13 protein-coding genes are annotated in these 17,537 nt (G+C 62.4%); 10 read left to right on the top strand and 3 right to left on the bottom strand.

All coding sequences use genetic code 11. The features are described from left to right. Positions 1–270: 270 nt before the first annotated feature. Positions 271–948 (bottom strand): GntR family transcriptional regulator, encoded by a 678-nt coding sequence (locus tag BBF93_RS09940; RefSeq protein WP_233349072.1) that lies wholly within the window; start codon positions 946–948, stop codon positions 271–273. A 300-nt stretch (positions 949–1,248) separates the two neighbouring features. Between BBF93_RS09940 and BBF93_RS09935 the strand changes: the two genes are divergently transcribed. Next, the gene (locus BBF93_RS09935) at positions 1,249–2,946 is read left to right on the top strand and encodes an alkaline phosphatase (RefSeq protein ID WP_114105794.1); all 1,698 of its coding nucleotides are present in this window, start codon (positions 1,249–1,251) and stop codon (positions 2,944–2,946) included. Between the two features lie 80 nt (positions 2,947–3,026). Here BBF93_RS09935 and BBF93_RS09930 read toward each other — a convergent pair whose 3' ends face one another. Continuing rightward, positions 3,027–5,615: a TonB-dependent receptor gene (locus tag BBF93_RS09930; protein WP_114105793.1), complete on the bottom strand. Its 2,589-nt coding sequence runs from the start codon at positions 5,613–5,615 to the stop codon at positions 3,027–3,029. 270 nt (positions 5,616–5,885) lie between these two features. On the opposite strand from BBF93_RS09930, the gene BBF93_RS09925 reads away from it, so the two are divergent. Further along, the gene (locus BBF93_RS09925; RefSeq protein WP_162786499.1) at positions 5,886–7,745 is read left to right on the top strand and encodes a sensor histidine kinase; all 1,860 of its coding nucleotides are present in this window, start codon (positions 5,886–5,888) and stop codon (positions 7,743–7,745) included. Between the two features lie 4 nt (positions 7,746–7,749). Here BBF93_RS09925 and BBF93_RS09920 read toward each other — a convergent pair whose 3' ends face one another. Continuing rightward, on the bottom strand, positions 7,750–8,391 hold the full coding sequence (locus BBF93_RS09920) for a response regulator transcription factor (protein WP_114105791.1): 642 nt from the start codon (positions 8,389–8,391) through the stop codon (positions 7,750–7,752). A 169-nt stretch (positions 8,392–8,560) separates the two neighbouring features. Between BBF93_RS09920 and BBF93_RS09915 the strand changes: the two genes are divergently transcribed. The 8 genes from BBF93_RS09915 to BBF93_RS19510 all read left to right on the top strand — a co-directional run bounded on the left by BBF93_RS09915 (position 8,561) and on the right by BBF93_RS19510 (position 17,530). Then, complete coding sequence (locus BBF93_RS09915; protein WP_114105790.1) at positions 8,561–9,043, top strand: hypothetical protein; 483 nt, start codon at positions 8,561–8,563, stop codon at positions 9,041–9,043. Positions 9,044–9,270: 227 nt separating this feature from the next. Continuing rightward, on the top strand, positions 9,271–9,696 hold the full coding sequence (locus tag BBF93_RS09910; protein ID WP_114105789.1) for a DUF2946 family protein: 426 nt from the start codon (positions 9,271–9,273) through the stop codon (positions 9,694–9,696). Between the two features lie 96 nt (positions 9,697–9,792). Beyond that, positions 9,793–11,139 (top strand): hypothetical protein, encoded by a 1,347-nt coding sequence (locus BBF93_RS09905; protein ID WP_162786498.1) that lies wholly within the window; start codon positions 9,793–9,795, stop codon positions 11,137–11,139. Positions 11,140–11,263: 124 nt separating this feature from the next. After that, complete coding sequence (locus BBF93_RS09900) at positions 11,264–12,766, top strand: NAD(P)/FAD-dependent oxidoreductase (protein WP_114105787.1); 1,503 nt, start codon at positions 11,264–11,266, stop codon at positions 12,764–12,766. A gap of 58 nt (positions 12,767–12,824) precedes the next feature. Further along, on the top strand, positions 12,825–14,201 hold the full coding sequence (mgtE, locus tag BBF93_RS09895; RefSeq protein ID WP_114105786.1) for a magnesium transporter: 1,377 nt from the start codon (positions 12,825–12,827) through the stop codon (positions 14,199–14,201). A gap of 108 nt (positions 14,202–14,309) precedes the next feature. After that, entirely contained in the window at positions 14,310–15,566 is a 1,257-nt protein-coding gene (locus tag BBF93_RS09890; protein ID WP_162786497.1) for a lysozyme, read from the top strand. A gap of 39 nt (positions 15,567–15,605) precedes the next feature. After that, positions 15,606–16,778, top strand: a complete 1,173-nt coding sequence (locus BBF93_RS09885; protein ID WP_114105784.1) for an isovaleryl-CoA dehydrogenase — start codon at positions 15,606–15,608, stop codon at positions 16,776–16,778. Then, positions 16,775–17,530, top strand: a complete 756-nt coding sequence (locus BBF93_RS19510; protein WP_162786496.1) for a hypothetical protein — start codon at positions 16,775–16,777, stop codon at positions 17,528–17,530. The genes BBF93_RS09885 and BBF93_RS19510 overlap by 4 nt, the downstream gene beginning before the upstream one ends. Positions 17,531–17,537: the final 7 nt, after the last annotated feature.

Genomic DNA, 17,537 nt, shown 5'->3' with positions numbered 1-17,537 from the left:
TTTCAGTTAACATGTTCAAATTATCGGCAGGTCCGATGCGGGGGCGCCCAGCAATCGTGCGGTGCAGCAATTTGCGGGGACTGATTTCTGGCAAAGCACAAGGCTGGCGGCGCCGCGCTGGCCCGCAAATTCCCCCTCCGGAAACATACTTATAAAGAGCCACGCTCAGCTCACGGCAAAAGCGCTTCATTCGATTGGACGGTGATCAAGTAAATGACTGCCCGAAACCTGTGCGGTTCTGGCGGGCGGGCGCCTGACATTGCGAAAGGATCAGTCGGCGGTCTTGGAGCCCATCACCACCAGCATGGCTTTCATCGCGGCGGGGCCATCGCCCTTGGCAATCGCCTTGGCCGCGATGCGGTGGTTGGAGATGTCTTCCAGCCGGTCTTCATCGGGGCGGGTCGTCATCGAATAATACCAGTAGCGCGCCGCCTTGTTGTGAAGGTTGATGACAATCCGGGCGAGGCTGAGATTGTGGCTGGCGATGGCCACGGCGCGGTGGAATTTCTGGTCCATGGCGATGATGGCGCGGAAATCCCGGCGCTTGGCAGCGGCTTCGGCGCCATCGAAGGCGGTAAGGATTTCGTCGATTTCGGCGCGGGTGGCATGTTGCGCGGCGAGAAGGGCGGCCTGGGGTTCGAGCAGGCAGCGAACTTCGTACGCCTGCTGCACTTCCTGCACGTCGATGGAAGCCACGATGGTGCCCGAGCGGGGGCGGCGCAGCACCATGCCTTCAAGTGACAGGCGGGCGAGCGCATCGCGCACACCGGCGACACCGAGATTATATTGCTTGGCGAGACCCAGCTCATCCAGCCGCGCGCTGGGCGGGAGAACACCCAGGATGATGTCCAGCAGGATCTGCTCATACGCCTTCGACTTCTGAAGGTCGGGTGCCCAGTCTTCCGTGTGGCGGACGTCGCTGAAACCCTGCTGGTGAAACGGAACCATATCTTCCCTGGGCCTTGTTTTTGTTTGTGTGCCCATGTTGTTTGCTCCCTTATGCCTGCGCATTATTTATGTTGGCAGGCTTTGTTATCGTGCTGGTTGTGGCAAGCCCATCTTCAAATTGAGCGGAGTGGGCCCGCCTTATTCTGTGGAGATGCCTAGCTGCTGCGCACAGGCGTCGCTGGATGGCAACTTGGCGCACAGGGGGCAAAAGTCAAACATATCAGCTAACATCTCAGTGTTGCATATGGCGTGTAAGGCTTGCAGCGTGCCGCCTGATACGCCACGCGCCGGAGTGACCTGATGACGAAAAGCCCATCCAAAAAATTAAATAATTCAGGGATTAGCCGGCGCGAAGCGCTGCTTGGGCTGGGGGGCGGATTCACACTTCTAGGCGGCTGCGCCATAACCCAGAAGGTGGCTGATATTGATGCAGTGTTCACCTCTGGCGTAGCGAGCGGCGACCCCACAGGGACATCGATGGTGATCTGGACTCGGGCCTACAACTCGGATGTGGCCGCGGTTCCGGTGGGATTTGAGGTGGCTGAAGACGCCGAGTTCAGCCGGATAGTGCGCAAGGGGACGGGGCTGGCGGCCACAGCACGGGACTATACGCTGAAAGTGGATATCGAATCACTTTCCGCCGGCAGCAGGTATTTTTACCGCTTCCGGGCCGGACAGGCGGTGTCAGACATTGGACAATTCCGGACACTGCCGGACAAATCCGGACAGAAAGTGCGCTTGGCGGTCGCTTCCTGCGCCAATTTCGGCTCGGGCTTCTACAATGCCTACCGGACGATCGCAGAGACTCCGGGCATCGACGCCGTGATCCATCTAGGCGACTACATTTATGAGTATGGCCCTGACGGGTATGACGGCGAGACCGGCAGGATGCTGGGTCGGTTTGCCGAGCCTGCGCATGACGCGGTGACGTTGGAGGATTACCGCGCCCGCTTTGCCGCCTACCGGCGTGATCCCGACCTGCAGGCAGCCCATGCGGCGGCCGCTTTCATTACCGTCTGGGACGATCACGAGACGGCCAATAACAGCTGGATGGGCGGGGCGGCCAATCACAAGGACGACAAGCAGGGGAGCTGGGCGGCGCGCTGCGAGGCGGCGCTGCAGGCCTATTTTGAATGGATGCCGATGCGCGACCCCAAGCGGGGGGAAGCGGCAAGGACGCTCACCCGGACCTATGAGTTTGGCGAGATTGCCTCGCTGATCCTGATCGAGTCGCGGCTGACGGGGCGCGGCGAGGCGCTGAGCCTGGGCGGGGTGACGGACCCCGAAGCCTTCGAGGCTGGGCCGCTGGCAGACCCTGCGCGCACCATGCTGGGGGCGCCGCAGGAAGCTTGGCTGGACGGGGAGTTGAAGCGCTCAGCCGCGGCGGGCACCGCCTGGCAGGTGCTGGGCAACCAGACCGTGATGGCGCCGATGCGGACCCCGGATTACACCGCGCTTCTGCCGGAGGACATTCTTGAGGCCGTGCGCCAGAAGGGCGGCTATTCGGCCCGCTGGGTGGAGCGCTCGAAGCTGGGCCTGCCGGTGAACCTCGATGCCTGGGACGGGTATCCGGCGGCACGGGAGCGGTTGCTTTCCTCAGCCATTTCGGCGCAGGCCAATCTGGTGGTGCTGTCGGGTGACAGCCACATGTTCTGGGCGAGCGACCTTTACCGGCAGAGCGATGAGAGATTTGCGGGCGTGGAGTTTGCCACAGGCAGCATCACTTCGCCCGGCGGATATGAAAACATCACAAGTGATCCGCGCATCTTTGAGATAGCGGCGAGCGCCATTCCCGCGAAAAACCGGGGCGTGCGCTTTGCCAATGTGAAGGACAAGGGATTTGTCTTGCTGACGCTGACCCGGAAGGCAGCGCAGGCGGAATATATCGGGATGAGCACGGTGCGCTCGCGCGACTATGAGGCACGTACGCTGGTTGTGGCGCGCGCAGACCGCGGCAAAAGCGGGCGGGCAGGTGAGTTGACACTTTCCGCAGGCTGACAGCGCAGGCCAAGTTTACGGCAAAAAAGAACCGGCCGCAGCGGTGTGAAGCTGCGGCCGGTTTACAGGAAGAAACCCTGTTAGAAGCGGTAGGTCAGGGCCGCGCCATAGGTGCGCGGCTTGCTGCCGTAGCGCACGACGACGTTGGCGTTCGTCGTGACCTGCTGGGTGTAATACTCGTCCGTGAGGTTCTGTCCCCAGATGGAGAACTCCCAGGTATCGTTCAGCGTGTAGAGGCCGATCGAACCGTTCAGGACACCATAGGAGTCGATGTCATACAGCGGATCATCCGGATTGCCGGCCGTGGAGTCGCTCTGCCAGCGGCCGCTGAGCGAGCCGCGCAGGCCGTAACGATCCGTAACCGGACGGTCGTAGAGGAGGGCGAGGCTGAGGCTGGTTTCCGGGCTGTAGAGGAAGGGGTCGCCCGCGCGGCTGGTTGGCAGGCCGAAGCTGTCGGAGGTATCGAATTCCTTGATCTCGGTCTGCAGCAGTGTGACACCGCCCATCGCGGTGAGGTTTTCGTTGATGAGCCAGGTCAGCTCCGTCTCGAAACCATAGGCCTCCGATTTCGGCACGTTCTGAAGGCGCGAGAGAGCGCGGTAGATCGGGTCCGGGAAGAAGGAGGCCACCTGCTTGTCTTCATAGTCATAGAAGAAGAACGAGCTGTTGGACTGAAGGCGCTGATTGAAGAACTGAGCCTTCATGCCGACTTCATACGCCAGCAGGCCTTCCTGGGTGGCCGGTGCGTTCTGTTCGGATTTGGAGGCCGCGTTCACTGGGGTGGAGGCCGACTTGTAGCCCTGGGTGACCGAGGCAAACAGCAGCATGTTGTCACGCGGGGTCCAATTACCAACGATCCGCCAGCTGACGTTATCTTCCTTGGTGCTGGAGGTGACCGGGCCAAAAGTGTTGGTGGCAACGTCATAGGTGTTGCAGCCATTTTCCTGCAGCGCCGGCGGCGGCGCTGACAAGCCATAGATGCCGGTGAAGAACACGCGGTTGAAGACGTTGACGTTGGGCTGCATGGAGCCGTTCACGTCTGCCGAGCAGCCGGTATAGTTCTGCTTGTCTTCGGTATAACGCAGGCCTGTGGTGAGCGAGAATTCAGGTGTGATTTCCCAGTCGATATTGGCAAAGATGCTCTGCGTGGTCGTTTCGAAGTCACCGCTGTCGCGATAGGTCTGGAACGAGTTCAGCAGCTCGGCAGCCGTATAGGGCAGGCCGGTTTCCGGATCGCGGTTGACGAAGGCAACCAGCGGGCCAACGGTGGCAGGGTCAAAGCCGAGCGCTGCGGGGTTGACGGTGAGGAGATAAGCCGCCGTCGAAATGAAATTCGAGTTGGCGTTATCGCGCAGCATCGTGCGGTTGGTGTCGACGGTTTCATCCTTGCCATAATAGGCGCCGACGAGCCAGTTGATGCGGTCGGTCTGGCCTTCCAGGCGCAGTTCCTGGCTGAACGACTTGATCTCGCCGTCGATGTCCTGGTTCAGGATCTGGTAGGGCGCGCCGGAGAAGTCGAGGATCGCCTCACGCTCCAGCTTGTTATAGCCTGTGAGCGACACGAGCGTCAGATCGTTGTCGAAGGTGTAGTTGATGCCGGCCCGGAAGGCATGGAAGGTTGAGTCTTCCTTATTGTCGTCCGTCATGCCCGGAACGCCGCCAATCGTCTGGGAGCGGACGTTATAAGGCACCCAGTCTGCGTCTTTAGAGCTGCTGGGGCGGTTGTTCTGGAGGAAGGCAATGAGGCCCGGGGCGTTGAAGCCGGCGGTCGAAGACGGGCCGCTCGTGCCCGGAACGATGAAGGTCGGGTCGGTGCTGGGGGTGAGACCGATGCCTTGGGCAGCGATGGTGTCAGACTTGTTGATCCAGCCGTTATAGCTGAGGTTCACGTCCAGCTTATCCGTCGGCTGAAGGGCGAGGGCGGCGCGGAAGCCGAGTTTGTCGACCGTGCCGCGGTCCTCATCCGGACGGGACATCGAGCGCTGCCAGCCCTTGTCGCTGTTCTCGCTGCGGATGGCGAAGCGGGCCTGGACGGTTTCTGAGATCGGCAGGTTGACCATGCCTTCGAGGTTCCAGGTATCGTAATTACCGACTTCGGCCTTGGCCATGGCCTGGAATTCGTCGACCGGCTTGTTGGTGACGACGTTGATGAGGCCAGCGGTGGTGTTGCGGCCGAACAGGGTGCCTTGCGGGCCTTTGAGGACTTCGACGCGGGAGACGTCAAAAACTGGGCCGGAGTTCATGAACGGGTAGGGGTAGGCAACCTCGTCAACATAAGTACCGACAGTGGAGGTGGCCGAGAGGTTGATCGTGTTGAAGCCGATGCCGCGCAGCGTGTAGGTCGGCACGCCCTGATAGGACTGGGACACCGAGAAGCCGGGCACGACGGTGGTGAGGTCTTCCACCGAATTGATGTTGAGTTGGTTCAGCGTGTCTTCGCTGAAGGCCTGGATGGCCATCGGAACGTCCTGGGCGGACTCTTCGCGACGGGTCGCGGTGACGGTGATGGAGCCGAGCTTCAGGTCGGAGTCGGAGTTTGCCGGCTGGGCTGCGGCTGGGGGCGTGGTCTCCGGCGTGGTTTCCTGGGCAAGGGCGGGCGCTGACAGGGTGATGGCCAGCGCCGAGGCACCGCCAAATACAATTCGACTAAAGGGTTTTTGACGTTTCATGGATTTCCTCCGCAACGTCTGCTCTGGGAGGGCGGCAGACTTCTGTAATGCTGCACGGTTCCTGTAAGGCGGGGCCGGAGACAAGCTATCGAAAGTGATAGTGTGGCATGGACCTCACACTCGCCTGAGGGGCGTGTGCGCCGCCCCCCTGTTCCGGGGGAAGACGGGAAAGCGCGCATCGGCTGGTGGGGGGCGGTTTACATCCGCAGCGGGGCAGCCTCTATGGAGCAGGTGGGAAGAAGGGGGCGTCCAGGCATGAGAGTGCAGGATATGAATACGCCGCTCGTGCGGTTTGCCGTGCCGGCGCTGCTGGTGGTGGCGGTGACGGGGATGATGACGTTGGCCGTGCTGCAGCCGGCAAGCGGGCCGACTGACATTGTGGGGAACTGGCGCTCTCCGTTGGAGGTGGGCGCGGGCGCGTGGGTTTCACTGCTGGTGGGGTTTGGCGCGTGTCTGGTGTCGGCCTGGGTGTGGGCGCTGAAGCCGGCTGACCCGGCGGCGATCCTGTTTGCGGTGAGCGGGCTGACGACGCTGATGTTCTCGGCGGCGGCGGTGGTCTGGCTGTTTGCCATGCCGCTGAGCGAGGCGGGTTATCTGCTGGCGGGGATCATCAACTGTATTGGGGCTTCCGGCTTTGGCATCGTGATGATGTGCCTGTTCATGATCTATCCGGTGAAGCTGCCGGGCTGGCGCTGGATGATGGTGGCGACGGTGCTGGGCTTTGGCGCGGTTACGTATTGGGTGATGTTCGGGCCGTCGCCAGATTTTATGCTGGTGCATCCCATCACCTTCTGGGAGATGGTCGGCATCTTTGCCCTCGTGGGCTGGCAGATCTTTGCGACACGGAACGATCCGGTGCAGCGCTCGATTGCCTTGTGGCTGGGCGCGGCGGTGGTGCTGGGCGCGGGCGGATTTATCTCGACCGTCGCGTTTCCGCATACGTTCGGGTTTGCGCCGCTGCTGGACGAGAATATCGCGTTTGGCTTTTTCCTGCTGATTTATGTGGCGCTGACGGTTGGCCTGATGCGGTTCCGCGTGTTCGGGCTGGGCGGCTGGGCGTTCCAGCTGATGTTTCACTTCCTGGCGGCCCTGACCGTGCTGGTGCTGGACCTGGCACTGATCGGCATCCTTTCCTTTGAGCCGGGGGCGGCGTTTTCCGTGGCATTGTTGGCGGCGGCGGCGGTGTATCTGCCGATGCGCAGCTTTGCCTGGCGCAAACTGACCGGGCAGGCGCGCCCGGATGAGGCTGAACTGTTCCGCGCGGTGATCGACATTGCGCTGCGCCCGAGCGGCGAGGAGCGGGCCGGGCAGTGGCGCAGGTTGATGCGGGATATTTTCGGGCCGCTGGAGGTGAAGCCAGTGGAGGCGGCGGTCGTGCGCGTGCGGGTGGAGGATGAAGGCACGCTGATGGTGTTGCCGGGGGTGGCCGATTCCCCGCCGCTCAGCCTGCGCTACAAGAATGGCGGGCGCGGGCTTTATTCGCCTAAGGATGTGACGCTGGCAGCGCAGATCGTGAAGCTGATGCGCTATGCCGAGGAGAACCGGAACGCCTATGACCGCGGCGTTTCGGAGGAGCGGGCGCGGATTGCGCGGGACATTCACGACAATATCGGGGCGCAGCTTCTCCGCGCGCTGCACTCACGCGAGACGGTACGGAAGGACGCGATGATCCGCGAGACGCTGACCGACATTCGCGATGTGATCAACAACGCGCAGGGTTCTGAAGCGCCGATGGAGGATGTGCTGGCCGACCTGCGGGCGGAGACGGCGGACCGGCTGGAGCCGCATGGCATTGCACTTGGCTGGACCCTGCATGCGGCGTCGGGCGCGCTTCTGTCCCGGCAGAAGGTTCATGCCTTGCGGGCGCTGATTCGCGAGGCGGTGAGCAATGCGATCAAGCATGCCGGGGCGCGGCGTGTGGAGGTGACCATCCGTCTGGGAAACGACTGGCTGGAACTGAAGGTGGCCGATGATGGCAAGGGCTTGCCGGCGCAGAAGGCCTCGCTAGGCAATGGCCTTGGCAACATGAAGATCCGTGTCGAGAGCTTTGGCGGCGAGATGGCGCTGGAGAGCGGGGCGGGCACCAGCCTGTTGGCTCGCATTCCCGTGTTCGAGATGGCGGCAGAGTAGTCGCTCAGGTGCGGTCTATCGTCAGGCCCATTCGGGTGGCATGCCAGGAGGCTTCCGCGCGGGAGGAAATGCCAAGCTTGCGGTAGATGCCCTTGATATAGCTGGCGACGGTGTTCTCGCTGAGATCCAGCGCGCGGGCGACTTCGCCATTGCGCATGCCGCGGCCAATAAGGGCGAGTACGTCGCGCTCGCGGGCGGTGAGATCGTCATCCGGCGCGGCGGGGCCGGTGAGGCGGAAATGATCCATGATGCGCCGGGCGATCGATGGGGAGAGCGCGGGAACGCCATCCGCAATCTGACGAAGCTGGCGCACGAGGGTGTCCTGTGGCTGGTCTTTCAGGAGATAGCCGTTTGCCCCGGCAGACAGCGCGCCAACAATCCAGGCGTCATCCCCCATCACGGTGGTGATCACGCAGATCGTCTCGGGGCTTTCCTGCTTCACCTTGCGCAGCACATCGAGGCCGGAACCATCGGGCAGGCCAAGATCCAGCATGGCAAGGTCAAACCTTGCGCCGGTGGCCGCCGTGAGGCCGCCGCGCACGCTGCCTTCCTCATGCGGGGCGCAGCCGGGAAACGCCTCCCGCGCGATCTCGCAAAGCCAGGCGCGGGTTTCCGCGACATCTTCAAGGATCAGGACGCTTTTCACGGTTTGGGCCTTTCCTCGCCGTCTGTGACATACATTCCATTACGGGGCGTAGAAGAGATGGCGTCATATTATCTTCAATAGCCTGTCTTGCCGACCCACCGGAACAGGGGGGAGGACACTTCCCGCCAAAACGTGGCATTTCCCGTCACAGGATAGCTGGGTGACCGGAATGACCGATGCGAGGGAAAACAGCCGACTGGGGCACCTGTTCCGGCCGAGCCCCTTCAGCCGTGATCGTGCTTATTGGCTGGATGGTCACATGCTGCATTGGCGCAACGGGGTTGAAGGCGGGCGGATGAGTTTGAGCGAGGTGACCTGCGTGCAGGTGATCCTGCCGCCCGCCAGGTATGGAACAGCGCGCTGCACCATCCGCACGGAAGAGGGCACGCTGCACCGTTTTTCGGATGACTACTGGTTTGGCTGGACCGGGGCAGAGCGCCATCGTTGGGGCGTCCGCGAGCATCGGCGCGCCAGCTTTCTGGGGCTGGTGACGGCGCTGGCAAGGCGGGCGCGGAAGGCAAATCCGGCTGTGACGCTAAGATTTGGGCCGGGCCGGGGCCGCCCGTTTGTACCGGAGGAGCTGGATCAGGCGCGCGGCTTTGTGGAGGTCACCCCGGAACAGGGGGAAGACGGAAAATCCGGCGCGGCCTAGAGTTTTAGTTGGTCCACAGGTCCGGGGGGACGCACGTGGGCCCAAGTTGACGCCTGCTTCTGATGACACTTCTTCTGCGGGGCTGATGGGGCGCCTCTCTCGCTTCTCTGGCCCTGCAGATTTTTCCCGCCAACGAATGTTGGACAGGGGCGCGTCAGTTCAGCGCGCCGGCGCTGTTTCCGCTTCCCTGATTTGACGCGGACGCCGGGCTTTGAGAGACAGGCGCCATGCGCGGCATGGGGCTTCTCTCGGGCGGATTGCGGGCACTGGCAGGGATGCTGCTGGTGTTGGCCGTGGCCGTGCGGGTGGCTGTTCCGGCGGGGTACATGCTGGCGGAGGACGCCTCCGGGCAGATCCGGATCGAGCTTTGCACGGAGCAGGGCGTGGTCAGCCGCACGCTTGACCTGTCGACCGGAAACTATGTGGAGGCGGCCGAAGAGACTCCCTCTGGTGACGCGCAGAAAATGTTGAAAGGCTGTGTTTTTGCAGCGGGCGCGCAGAGTGCCGTGCCCACGCCGGACATGCCGGACCTGCAGCAGCTGCGGGTGATCCGCGAGGCGGGGCTGCACCATCCTGTGGCGTTTGAGCTGGCAAGCCGCCTGGCAGCGCTGCCGCCCTATCCGACCGGGCCACCTGCTATTTCTCTGAGCTGATCCGCTGTTGCGCGCGCCTTTTGGAGGCCGCGCGGCGAGACCATGAGCACGCCCGCGCGCGGCCTGACTTCAGAGACGAACCAAGTGAAAAATGAAATGAAAACAAAGCGCCCGGCGACGGCGCGGACGCTGCATCGCCAGATTGGCTGGGTGGCGGCATTTGTGGCGATGGCCTGGGCGCTGACCGGCTTTTTGCATCCTGTGATGAGCTGGACGGCGCCGCGCCCGGCGGTGCAGGCGCCCCCATATGGCGGTCAGATCCGGACACTGCCGGACATTCCCGGACAGTTTCTGGACAAATCCGGACAGATCCGGACAGTTCAGGTAAGGCTGGTGACCATTGGCGGGCGGCCTTATTGGATGTCGACCGACCCTTCGATGACGCGCAAGACGGTGGCCGATGCCCTCACTGGAGAGGCCGCGCCGGAGGCTGAGGAGGCCCATGCAATTGCGCTGGCCCGGCACTATGCCGCGTTGCCGGAGGCTGGGGTCCGGTCTGTGGAAATCATCGACCGATTCAATACCGAGTATCCGCAGATCAACCGGTTGCTGCCGGTGTGGCGCGTGGCGTTTGAGACGCCTGAGGGGCTGGCGGTGTATGTGGACACCGGGGCCGACCGGCTGGCGGCGGTGACCGATGGGCGGCGGCGGGCGCTGCTCTGGGTGTTCCAGAATGTGCATACGCTGAAGTTCCTGGGCTTTGCCGAGCCGTTGCGTGTGGCCTTACTGGCGGGGCTGATCCTGAGTGTGATTGCAACCAGCCTGATCGGGGCGGCGCTGCTGCTGAAGGCGAAGGGGCGGGGCCTGCGCAAGGCGCATACGCTGGCGGCCTGGGCGGCGCTGCCGTTCATCCTGACATTCACGGTGTCCGGGATGTTTCATCTGTTCGTGACGATGGGACCGGGGCAGGCGCTTCCGCCGCCAGGTGTGTTCAGCCTGGCTGACCTTGAGGCGCCGAGGCCGGGGCCGGGATCGCTCTATGGGCTGATCGCGACAGCGGGGCCGGATGGCAAGCCGGTGTGGCGGATCGAGACGGGCGGGGGCATTGCGTATCAGGGGGCAACGACAGGCCATAGCGATGCAGACCGGGCACGGGCGATTGCCGGGGCGGGGCCGGAGGTGGCGGTGTCTCTGGTGACGCGGTTTGGCCGCGAATACAGTTTTGCCAACAAGCGCTTGCCGGTGATGCGCGTTGAGGGCCCGGAGGGGCCGGTGTTTGTGGATGTGCGCGAGGGGCTGATTGCGGCGGCGCCGCGCAAGAGCGCGCTGCAGAAGGCCGAGGGCTGGAGCTTTGACGTGCTGCACAAATGGGAATTCCTGCGGCCCATCGGGACCAAGAACCGTGACTATCTGCTGATGACCACTGTGGGGGTGATTTTCCTGACAGCGTCGCTGGGGCTGGCACTTCTGCCGAGGCGGCGGCGGAAGCAGCCGCGCGGTTGATTTTGCTTGCTTGCCTCTGGGTCATCTAGGGCCGATTACGTATTCACCTGCCTTCCTCCCAGGGCAAAACTTGCACGTGATTTGATGACCCCGCGGCAAGTGGACGGGGCCCAGGGAGGAATGCATGGCGGATACGGCGGCAGTCAAAGAACGCAAACCCAAGGCAAAGACCGAACACTTCGATGTGCTGATTGTCGGCGCGGGGATTTCCGGCGTCGGGGCGGCGTATCATCTGAAAACGCAGATGCCGAAGAAGAAGTTCGTGGTGCTTGAGGCGTATGAGACCTTTGGCGGCACCTGGCACATGCACCGCTATCCCGGCATTCGTTCGGACTCGGATCTTTATACATTCGGCTACCGGTTCAAGCCCTGGGTGGGCCCGCCGATTGCGAGCCGGGAAGAGATTCTCAGATACATGCAGGAAGTGATCGAAGAGAACGATCTTGCCCAGCATATCCGCTATCGCCACAAGATCCGGTCGGCCAGCTGGTCGACCGCGAAGAAGAAGTGGACGGTGAAGGCGGAAAACCTTGAGACCGGGGATGTGCTGACCTTCACGGCGAACTTCCTGTGGATGTGCCAAGGCTATTACAATCATGCGCAGGGCTACACGCCCGAATGGCCAGGCATGGCCGATTTCAAAGGGCAGATCATTCACCCGCAGACGTGGCCGGAAGACCTGGACCTGACGGGCAAGAAAGTGATCTGCATCGGCTCTGGCGCAACGGCGGCGACGGTGGTGCCGGCGATTGCCGGCCAGTGTGAGCATGTGACACTGCTGCAGCGTTCGCCCACTTATTTCATCCCGGCACGGAATGAAAACGTGTTGGCCGACGAGCTGCGGATGCTGGGCGTAGACGAGGCGTGGATCCATGAGATCGTACGCCGGAAATACAATCATGACCAGGCCGAGTTCACGCGCCGCTCTTTTGAGGATGCTGAGGCGCTGCGCCAGGAATTGCTGGATGGGGTGAAGGCCTGTCTGCCGGAAGGCTTCGATATGAGCCACTTCACCCCGGCTTACCGGCCTTGGCAGCAGCGCATCGCGTTCGTTCCGGAGGCGGACCTTTTCGAAGGTATCAAGGCGGGCAAGGCAAGCGTGGTGACCGACCATATCGACCGGTTTACGGAGAAAGGCATCCTGCTGAAATCCGGCACGGAACTGGAAGCCGATGTGATCATTACGGCGACGGGGTTTGATCTTTCCGTTCTGGGCAACATACCGTTCGAGGTGGACGGCAAGCCGGTGAACTGGTCTGACACGATCACCTATCGGGGCATGATGTTTACCGGCGTGCCCAATCTTGTGTGGGTGTTCGGCTATTTCCGGGCAAGCTGGACCCTGCGGGTGGACATGATGGGCGATCTCGTCTGCCGCCTCCTGAAACATATGGACGAGAAGAAGGTGAAGCAGGTGGAGGTGGCCCTGCGCCCGCAGGACCATAATATGGAAATCCTGCCCTGGATCGACGGCGACAACTTCAACCCCGGCTATCTGACCCGCTCAATGCATCTGATGCCGAAACGCGGCACCGCGCGCGAGTGGCAGCACACGCAGGACTATTGGCGCGAGAAGGACGAGTTCCCCAAGATCGACCTCGACGGGGAAGAATTCCGTTACAGTTGAGGCCTGTATGAGCGCCTGCTCTTGCCGGGGAACACCAACCCCGGCATGACAGGCGCACATGACCGACACCAGCGCCCCTATCCAGCAGGAGTCTGACGGGCTTGATCCCGTGCTGCTCAAGGATCTCATCGATGCCATCGATGAGCGCGATACGCGTTGGCTGTCACGCACGCTGAAGCGAATGCACCCGGCGGACGCCGCCGATGCGCTGGAAACGCTACCCTATGACACGTTCGAGGAGGCTGTTGGCCTGCTCGGCGAGGATCTGCCGTCTGAAATCCTGATCGAGCTGCGCGACGCGTATCGCGAAGGCGCGGTTGATGTGCTGCCTGACGAGGCGGTCGCGCAGGCGCTGGACGAACTCGATTCCGACGATGCGACGACGATCCTTGAAGACCTTGAGGATGACCGCCGCGAGCGCATTCTGGAAGACCTCGCCCCGGTGGACCGGGCCGAGCTGGAACGCAGTCTGGCCTATGATGAGGATTCGGCCGGGCGCCTGATGCAGACGGAATTCGTGGCGGTGCCCGAATTCTGGACGGTGGGCGAGACCATCGACCATGCGCGCGGGCGCGGCGAGGAGCTGCCGGAGACATTCTACGAAATCTATGTGATCGATCCGGCGCACCGGCTGCTGGGAATTGTGCAGCTTTCGGCGCTGCTGCGCCAGCCGCGCGACACGGCGCTGGAAGACATCATGGAAGACCCCATGACGACCCTCACGCCGGACCTTGACCAGGAAGAGGTGGCGTTCCGGTTCCAGAAATACTCGCTGGCGTCGGCGCCGGTGACGGACAGTGCCGGGCGGCTCGTCGGGATGATCACGGTCGACGATATGGTCGACGTTATCCAGGAAGAACATTCCGAAGACTTGCTGGCCCTGTCTAACGTGTCGTCGGCGGATGCGTCCGATACGGTGTTCGAGACGGTGAAGGCCCGCGTGCCGTGGCTGGGGGTGAACCTCATCACGGCGTTTGTCGCGTCCGGCATCATATCGGTGTTCGAGGGCGCGATTGAGCAGATTGTGGCGCTGGCGATCCTGATGCCGGTTGTGGCGGCGCTGGGCGGGAATGCCGGGAGCCAGGGCCTCGCGGTGGCCGTGCGCGCGATTGCGACACGGGAACTCGACGGCGACGCAGCGCGCCGGGCGGTGCTGCGCGAAACGCTGGCGGGGCTTATCAACGGGTTGATCATCGGCGTCGGGGTCGGGGCGGCGGCGCTCTTGTGGTTCCAGGATATGGCGCTGGCTGTCGTGATTGCGATCGCGATGCTGGGCACATTCATCTGGGCGGGAATGTCGGGCATCCTTGTGCCGCTGACGCTGAAACGCCTCGGCGCAGACCCGGCGGTGGCGTCATCCGTGTTCGTTCTGACATTGACCGATGTGATGGCTTTCTTCAGCTTCCTCGGTCTTGCCAGCATCGTCCTCTTGTAAATTGGCCATAATCAAGTCGAATCTCACCTTTCAGGCGAAAAGGCGCGCCTTTTGCAGGGCGCCCCTGTAGGCATTTTGCCAGTTGTACCAGAATGGGAGCAACGGACTTTGGGTGGTCCGCTTCGCACATCTGCCAGGGGACTCGAGCTGATCAAAGGCTTCGAGGGCTTCCGGTCGCGCGCCAGCCGGCTGCCGGATGGGCGATGGATTGTGGGCTATGGGCATACGCGCACGGCGCGGCCGGGCCTTGCGGTGAGCCCGCGGGACGCCGAACTGGTGCTGGTGCATTCCGATCTGCCGCCTATCGAGCAGCTGATCCAGGACGAAGTGCTCGCCCCGCTGACCCAGAATGAATTTGATGCGCTGGTCTCCTTCGCCTGGAATATCGGGCCGGGCGCGTTCCAGTCTTCCAGCGTCCTGTCGAACCTCAATGAGGGCGACCGGCTGGCGGCGGCGTCCGACATGTGGCTGTGGCGCCGGGGACGGGTGAGCGGCGAGGTGAAGATCATCGACGCGCTGGTGCGCCGGCGAGCGGCGGAAATTTCGCTGTTCCTGACGCATCCTTCGGGGCCGGCTGCCGTGCCGGGTGCGCTGATCCGGCCGATTCCGGAAGATGGCGGGCAGCCGTTCCCGCAGCCGCCGGAGCGGGCTGTGATCATCGAGGCGCGGGCAGAGGATGAGCGCCCCGCGGTGCGGGCGCGTGGGGGGGATAGCGGGCCGCAGGCCGCCGCGCGCGCGGTGAGTGAACGGATTGCGCGGATATTGGGCGAGAGCCCGCCGCCGCCGCCATCGCGGCCGACGAGGACGCTGGAGCCGGGCGAAGAAGGCCCCAGCGTTGAAGATATTACCCGCGCCATCGCCGATCTGGCGGGGCCTGCGGAGGATGAGCCCTTGCCGCAGCCGCCGGGCGTGGTCAAAGGCCCTCCCGATGGCATCGAGCGGCGGCGCGCGGCGCGGCCCGCGCCGGCGGCGCCTGTGCCGGAAGCGACAGTCAGCGCGGCACCTGAGACCCCGCAACCGCCGGTGCCTGAAGCGCCGCTGCCACCGGCAGAGGGCGTGATCGTGGACGATCTGGCGCCTGTGGAAATCGACCAGAATGGCATCCAGCGGGCGCTGGAAGAGAATGGCGGCGGCCAGCGCCCGACGGGCGCTGAGGCGCTGGGCCGGTGGGTGCCTTATGCGCTGCTGTCGGGCCTCGGGCTGGTGAGCCTGGTTCTGGGCGTACGCGAGCTGGTGGATGTGGCCGCCGAACCGGCGCTGTATGAAGGCGAGACCTGGCTGGGGCCGCTTCTCTCGCTGGGTGGCGGGTTCCTGTTTGTGGTGGCGACCTATTATCTCTACAGGGCGATGACGCAGGACGACTGAGCCGGTGACAGGCGGGCAGGCCCTTGCTAGGAAAGGGCCATGCTGACGAACACATATCCCACGCTTAACTTCGATCTCGGTGAAACTGCGGACATGATCCGCGAGACCGTGAAAAACTTTGCCCAGAACGAGATTGCGCCGCGCGCGTCCGAAATCGACCGGACGGACAAGTTCCCGCGCGACCTGCTGCCGAAGATGGGGGAGCTTGGCCTCCTCGGCATCACGGTAGAGGAGGAATGGGGCGGCACCGGGCTCGGCTATCTTGAGCATGTGGTGGCGATGGAGGAAATCTCCCGCGCGTCGGCCTCTGTGGGCCTGTCCTATGGCGCGCACTCAAACCTCTGCGTCAACCAGCTGCGCCGCTGGGGCAATGACAGCCAGAAGGCGCGTTACCTGCCCAAGCTGATCTCCGGCGAGCATCTGGGCAGCTTGGCGATGAGCGAGAGCGGGGCAGGCTCGGATGTGGTTTCGATGAAGCTGCGCGCCGACAAGAAGGGCGATCGCTATGTGCTGAACGGCACCAAGATGTGGATCACCAATGCTCCGGATGCGGACACTCTCGTCGTGTATGCGAAGACTGATCCGGCAGGCGGCTCGAAGGGCATCACGGCCTTCCTGATCGAGCGTGGCTTCAAGGGTTTTTCGGTGGCTCAGAAGCTCGACAAGCTCGGCATGCGCGGATCGGAAACCGGGGAGCTGGTGTTTGAAGATTGCGAAGTGCCCGAAGAGAATGTGATGGGGCCGGTGGGCGCGGGCGCGCGCATCCTGATGAGCGGGCTCGACTATGAGCGCGCGGTGCTCTCGGCCGGGCCGACGGGTATCATGCAGGCGTGTCTGGATGTGGTTATTCCTTACATTCATGACCGCAAACAGTTTGGCCAATCCATCGGCGAGTTCCAGCTGGTGCAGGGCAAGCTGGCTGACATGTATGTGCAGATGAATGCGGCGAAGGCGTATGTCTATGCCGTTGCCAAGGCCTGCGACCGGGGCGAGACGGCGCGCAAGGATGCGGCCGGCGCTATTCTGTATGCGGCAGAAACGGCTACCAAGCTGGCGCTGGATGCAATACAGCTGCTGGGCGGGAACGGCTATATCAACGAATATCCGACTGGCCGCCTGCTGCGCGATGCCAAGCTCTATGAGATTGGCGCGGGGACGAGCGAAATCCGCCGCTGGCTGATCGGCCGGGAGCTGTTTGCGGAGACGGCGTGAGGCGGGGGCTGATCACCATTCTTGCGGCACTTCTGGCGGGGGCGTGCGAGCAATCTGCGGGCGATGCAGATTTTAACGGCTCGCATCGACACAGCTTCAATGAATGGATGGATGTAGTCTATCTCCCAGAGTATCCGGTGAAGGATCCAAAGGAAATTTTAGACTTAACAGCATCGGACCTGTTGGATGCTGGTTATATTAGTTTGGGAACGTACCATTTAACTCCGATTTGGATGTCACGTATTCGTGCGGAGCAAAGGTCGGGAGTTCTTGAAACTCTGTATAATGAGCTAATCGATATTCCAGCAAGTGATGCGTTTTTTTTCCATGCTTATCGCGATCAAGCGGACTTTAAAAATGTTCTGATGAGAAAGGTTGGATATGACTGGGCCGAAGCGTTAGCGGTTCAAGGATTGTACTCTGAAGCACGCGAAGTTCTTTTGAGCACACAGAAAGACACATTATCCAGCCACGTTTCTATCAATGACGTGTTGCTTGCTTTCCTGAATGAAGACCGAACCGCGTTTTTAAGTCACTTGCGCGCATTGCGTGAGGATGCACTGCAAGAAAGCGAATATTGTTCCGCGTCTCCCGACATGTGCCACGGTACAGAAACCAGTAACCCGCTTTTCATTCATGCACTGGTGTTATTTGACTGCATGGGCGTGCCTTACTTGGAAGTTTACCGCCGAGAATGTTCTGAAAGATGGCGGAACCAAAGTGTTTGGTCCGTGCCTGATCTCGACTACTGAATCATGC

The organism is Hyphomonas sp. CACIAM 19H1 (genome assembly GCF_003325995.1).
Taxonomy (GTDB): Bacteria; Pseudomonadota; Alphaproteobacteria; order Caulobacterales; family Hyphomonadaceae; genus Hyphomonas; species Hyphomonas polymorpha.
The sequence above is the reverse complement of the archived record's forward strand: the minus strand, read 5'-3'. Positions and strand labels throughout refer to the sequence as shown.

Coding starts and splice junctions, on each gene's coding strand:
- BBF93_RS09940 (WP_233349072.1), bottom strand. CDS start 948: ATGGTTCCGTTTCACCAGCAGGGTTTCAGCGACGTCCGCCACACGGAA.
- BBF93_RS09935 (WP_114105794.1), top strand. CDS start 1,249: ATGACGAAAAGCCCATCCAAAAAATTAAATAATTCAGGGATTAGCCGG.
- BBF93_RS09930 (WP_114105793.1), bottom strand. CDS start 5,615: ATGAAACGTCAAAAACCCTTTAGTCGAATTGTATTTGGCGGTGCCTCG.
- BBF93_RS09925 (WP_162786499.1), top strand. CDS start 5,886: ATGAATACGCCGCTCGTGCGGTTTGCCGTGCCGGCGCTGCTGGTGGTG.
- BBF93_RS09915 (WP_114105790.1), top strand. CDS start 8,561: ATGACCGATGCGAGGGAAAACAGCCGACTGGGGCACCTGTTCCGGCCG.
- BBF93_RS09910 (WP_114105789.1), top strand. CDS start 9,271: ATGCGCGGCATGGGGCTTCTCTCGGGCGGATTGCGGGCACTGGCAGGG.
- BBF93_RS09905 (WP_162786498.1), top strand. CDS start 9,793: ATGAAAACAAAGCGCCCGGCGACGGCGCGGACGCTGCATCGCCAGATT.
- BBF93_RS09900 (WP_114105787.1), top strand. CDS start 11,264: ATGGCGGATACGGCGGCAGTCAAAGAACGCAAACCCAAGGCAAAGACC.
- mgtE (WP_114105786.1), top strand. CDS start 12,825: ATGACCGACACCAGCGCCCCTATCCAGCAGGAGTCTGACGGGCTTGAT.
- BBF93_RS09885 (WP_114105784.1), top strand. CDS start 15,606: ATGCTGACGAACACATATCCCACGCTTAACTTCGATCTCGGTGAAACT.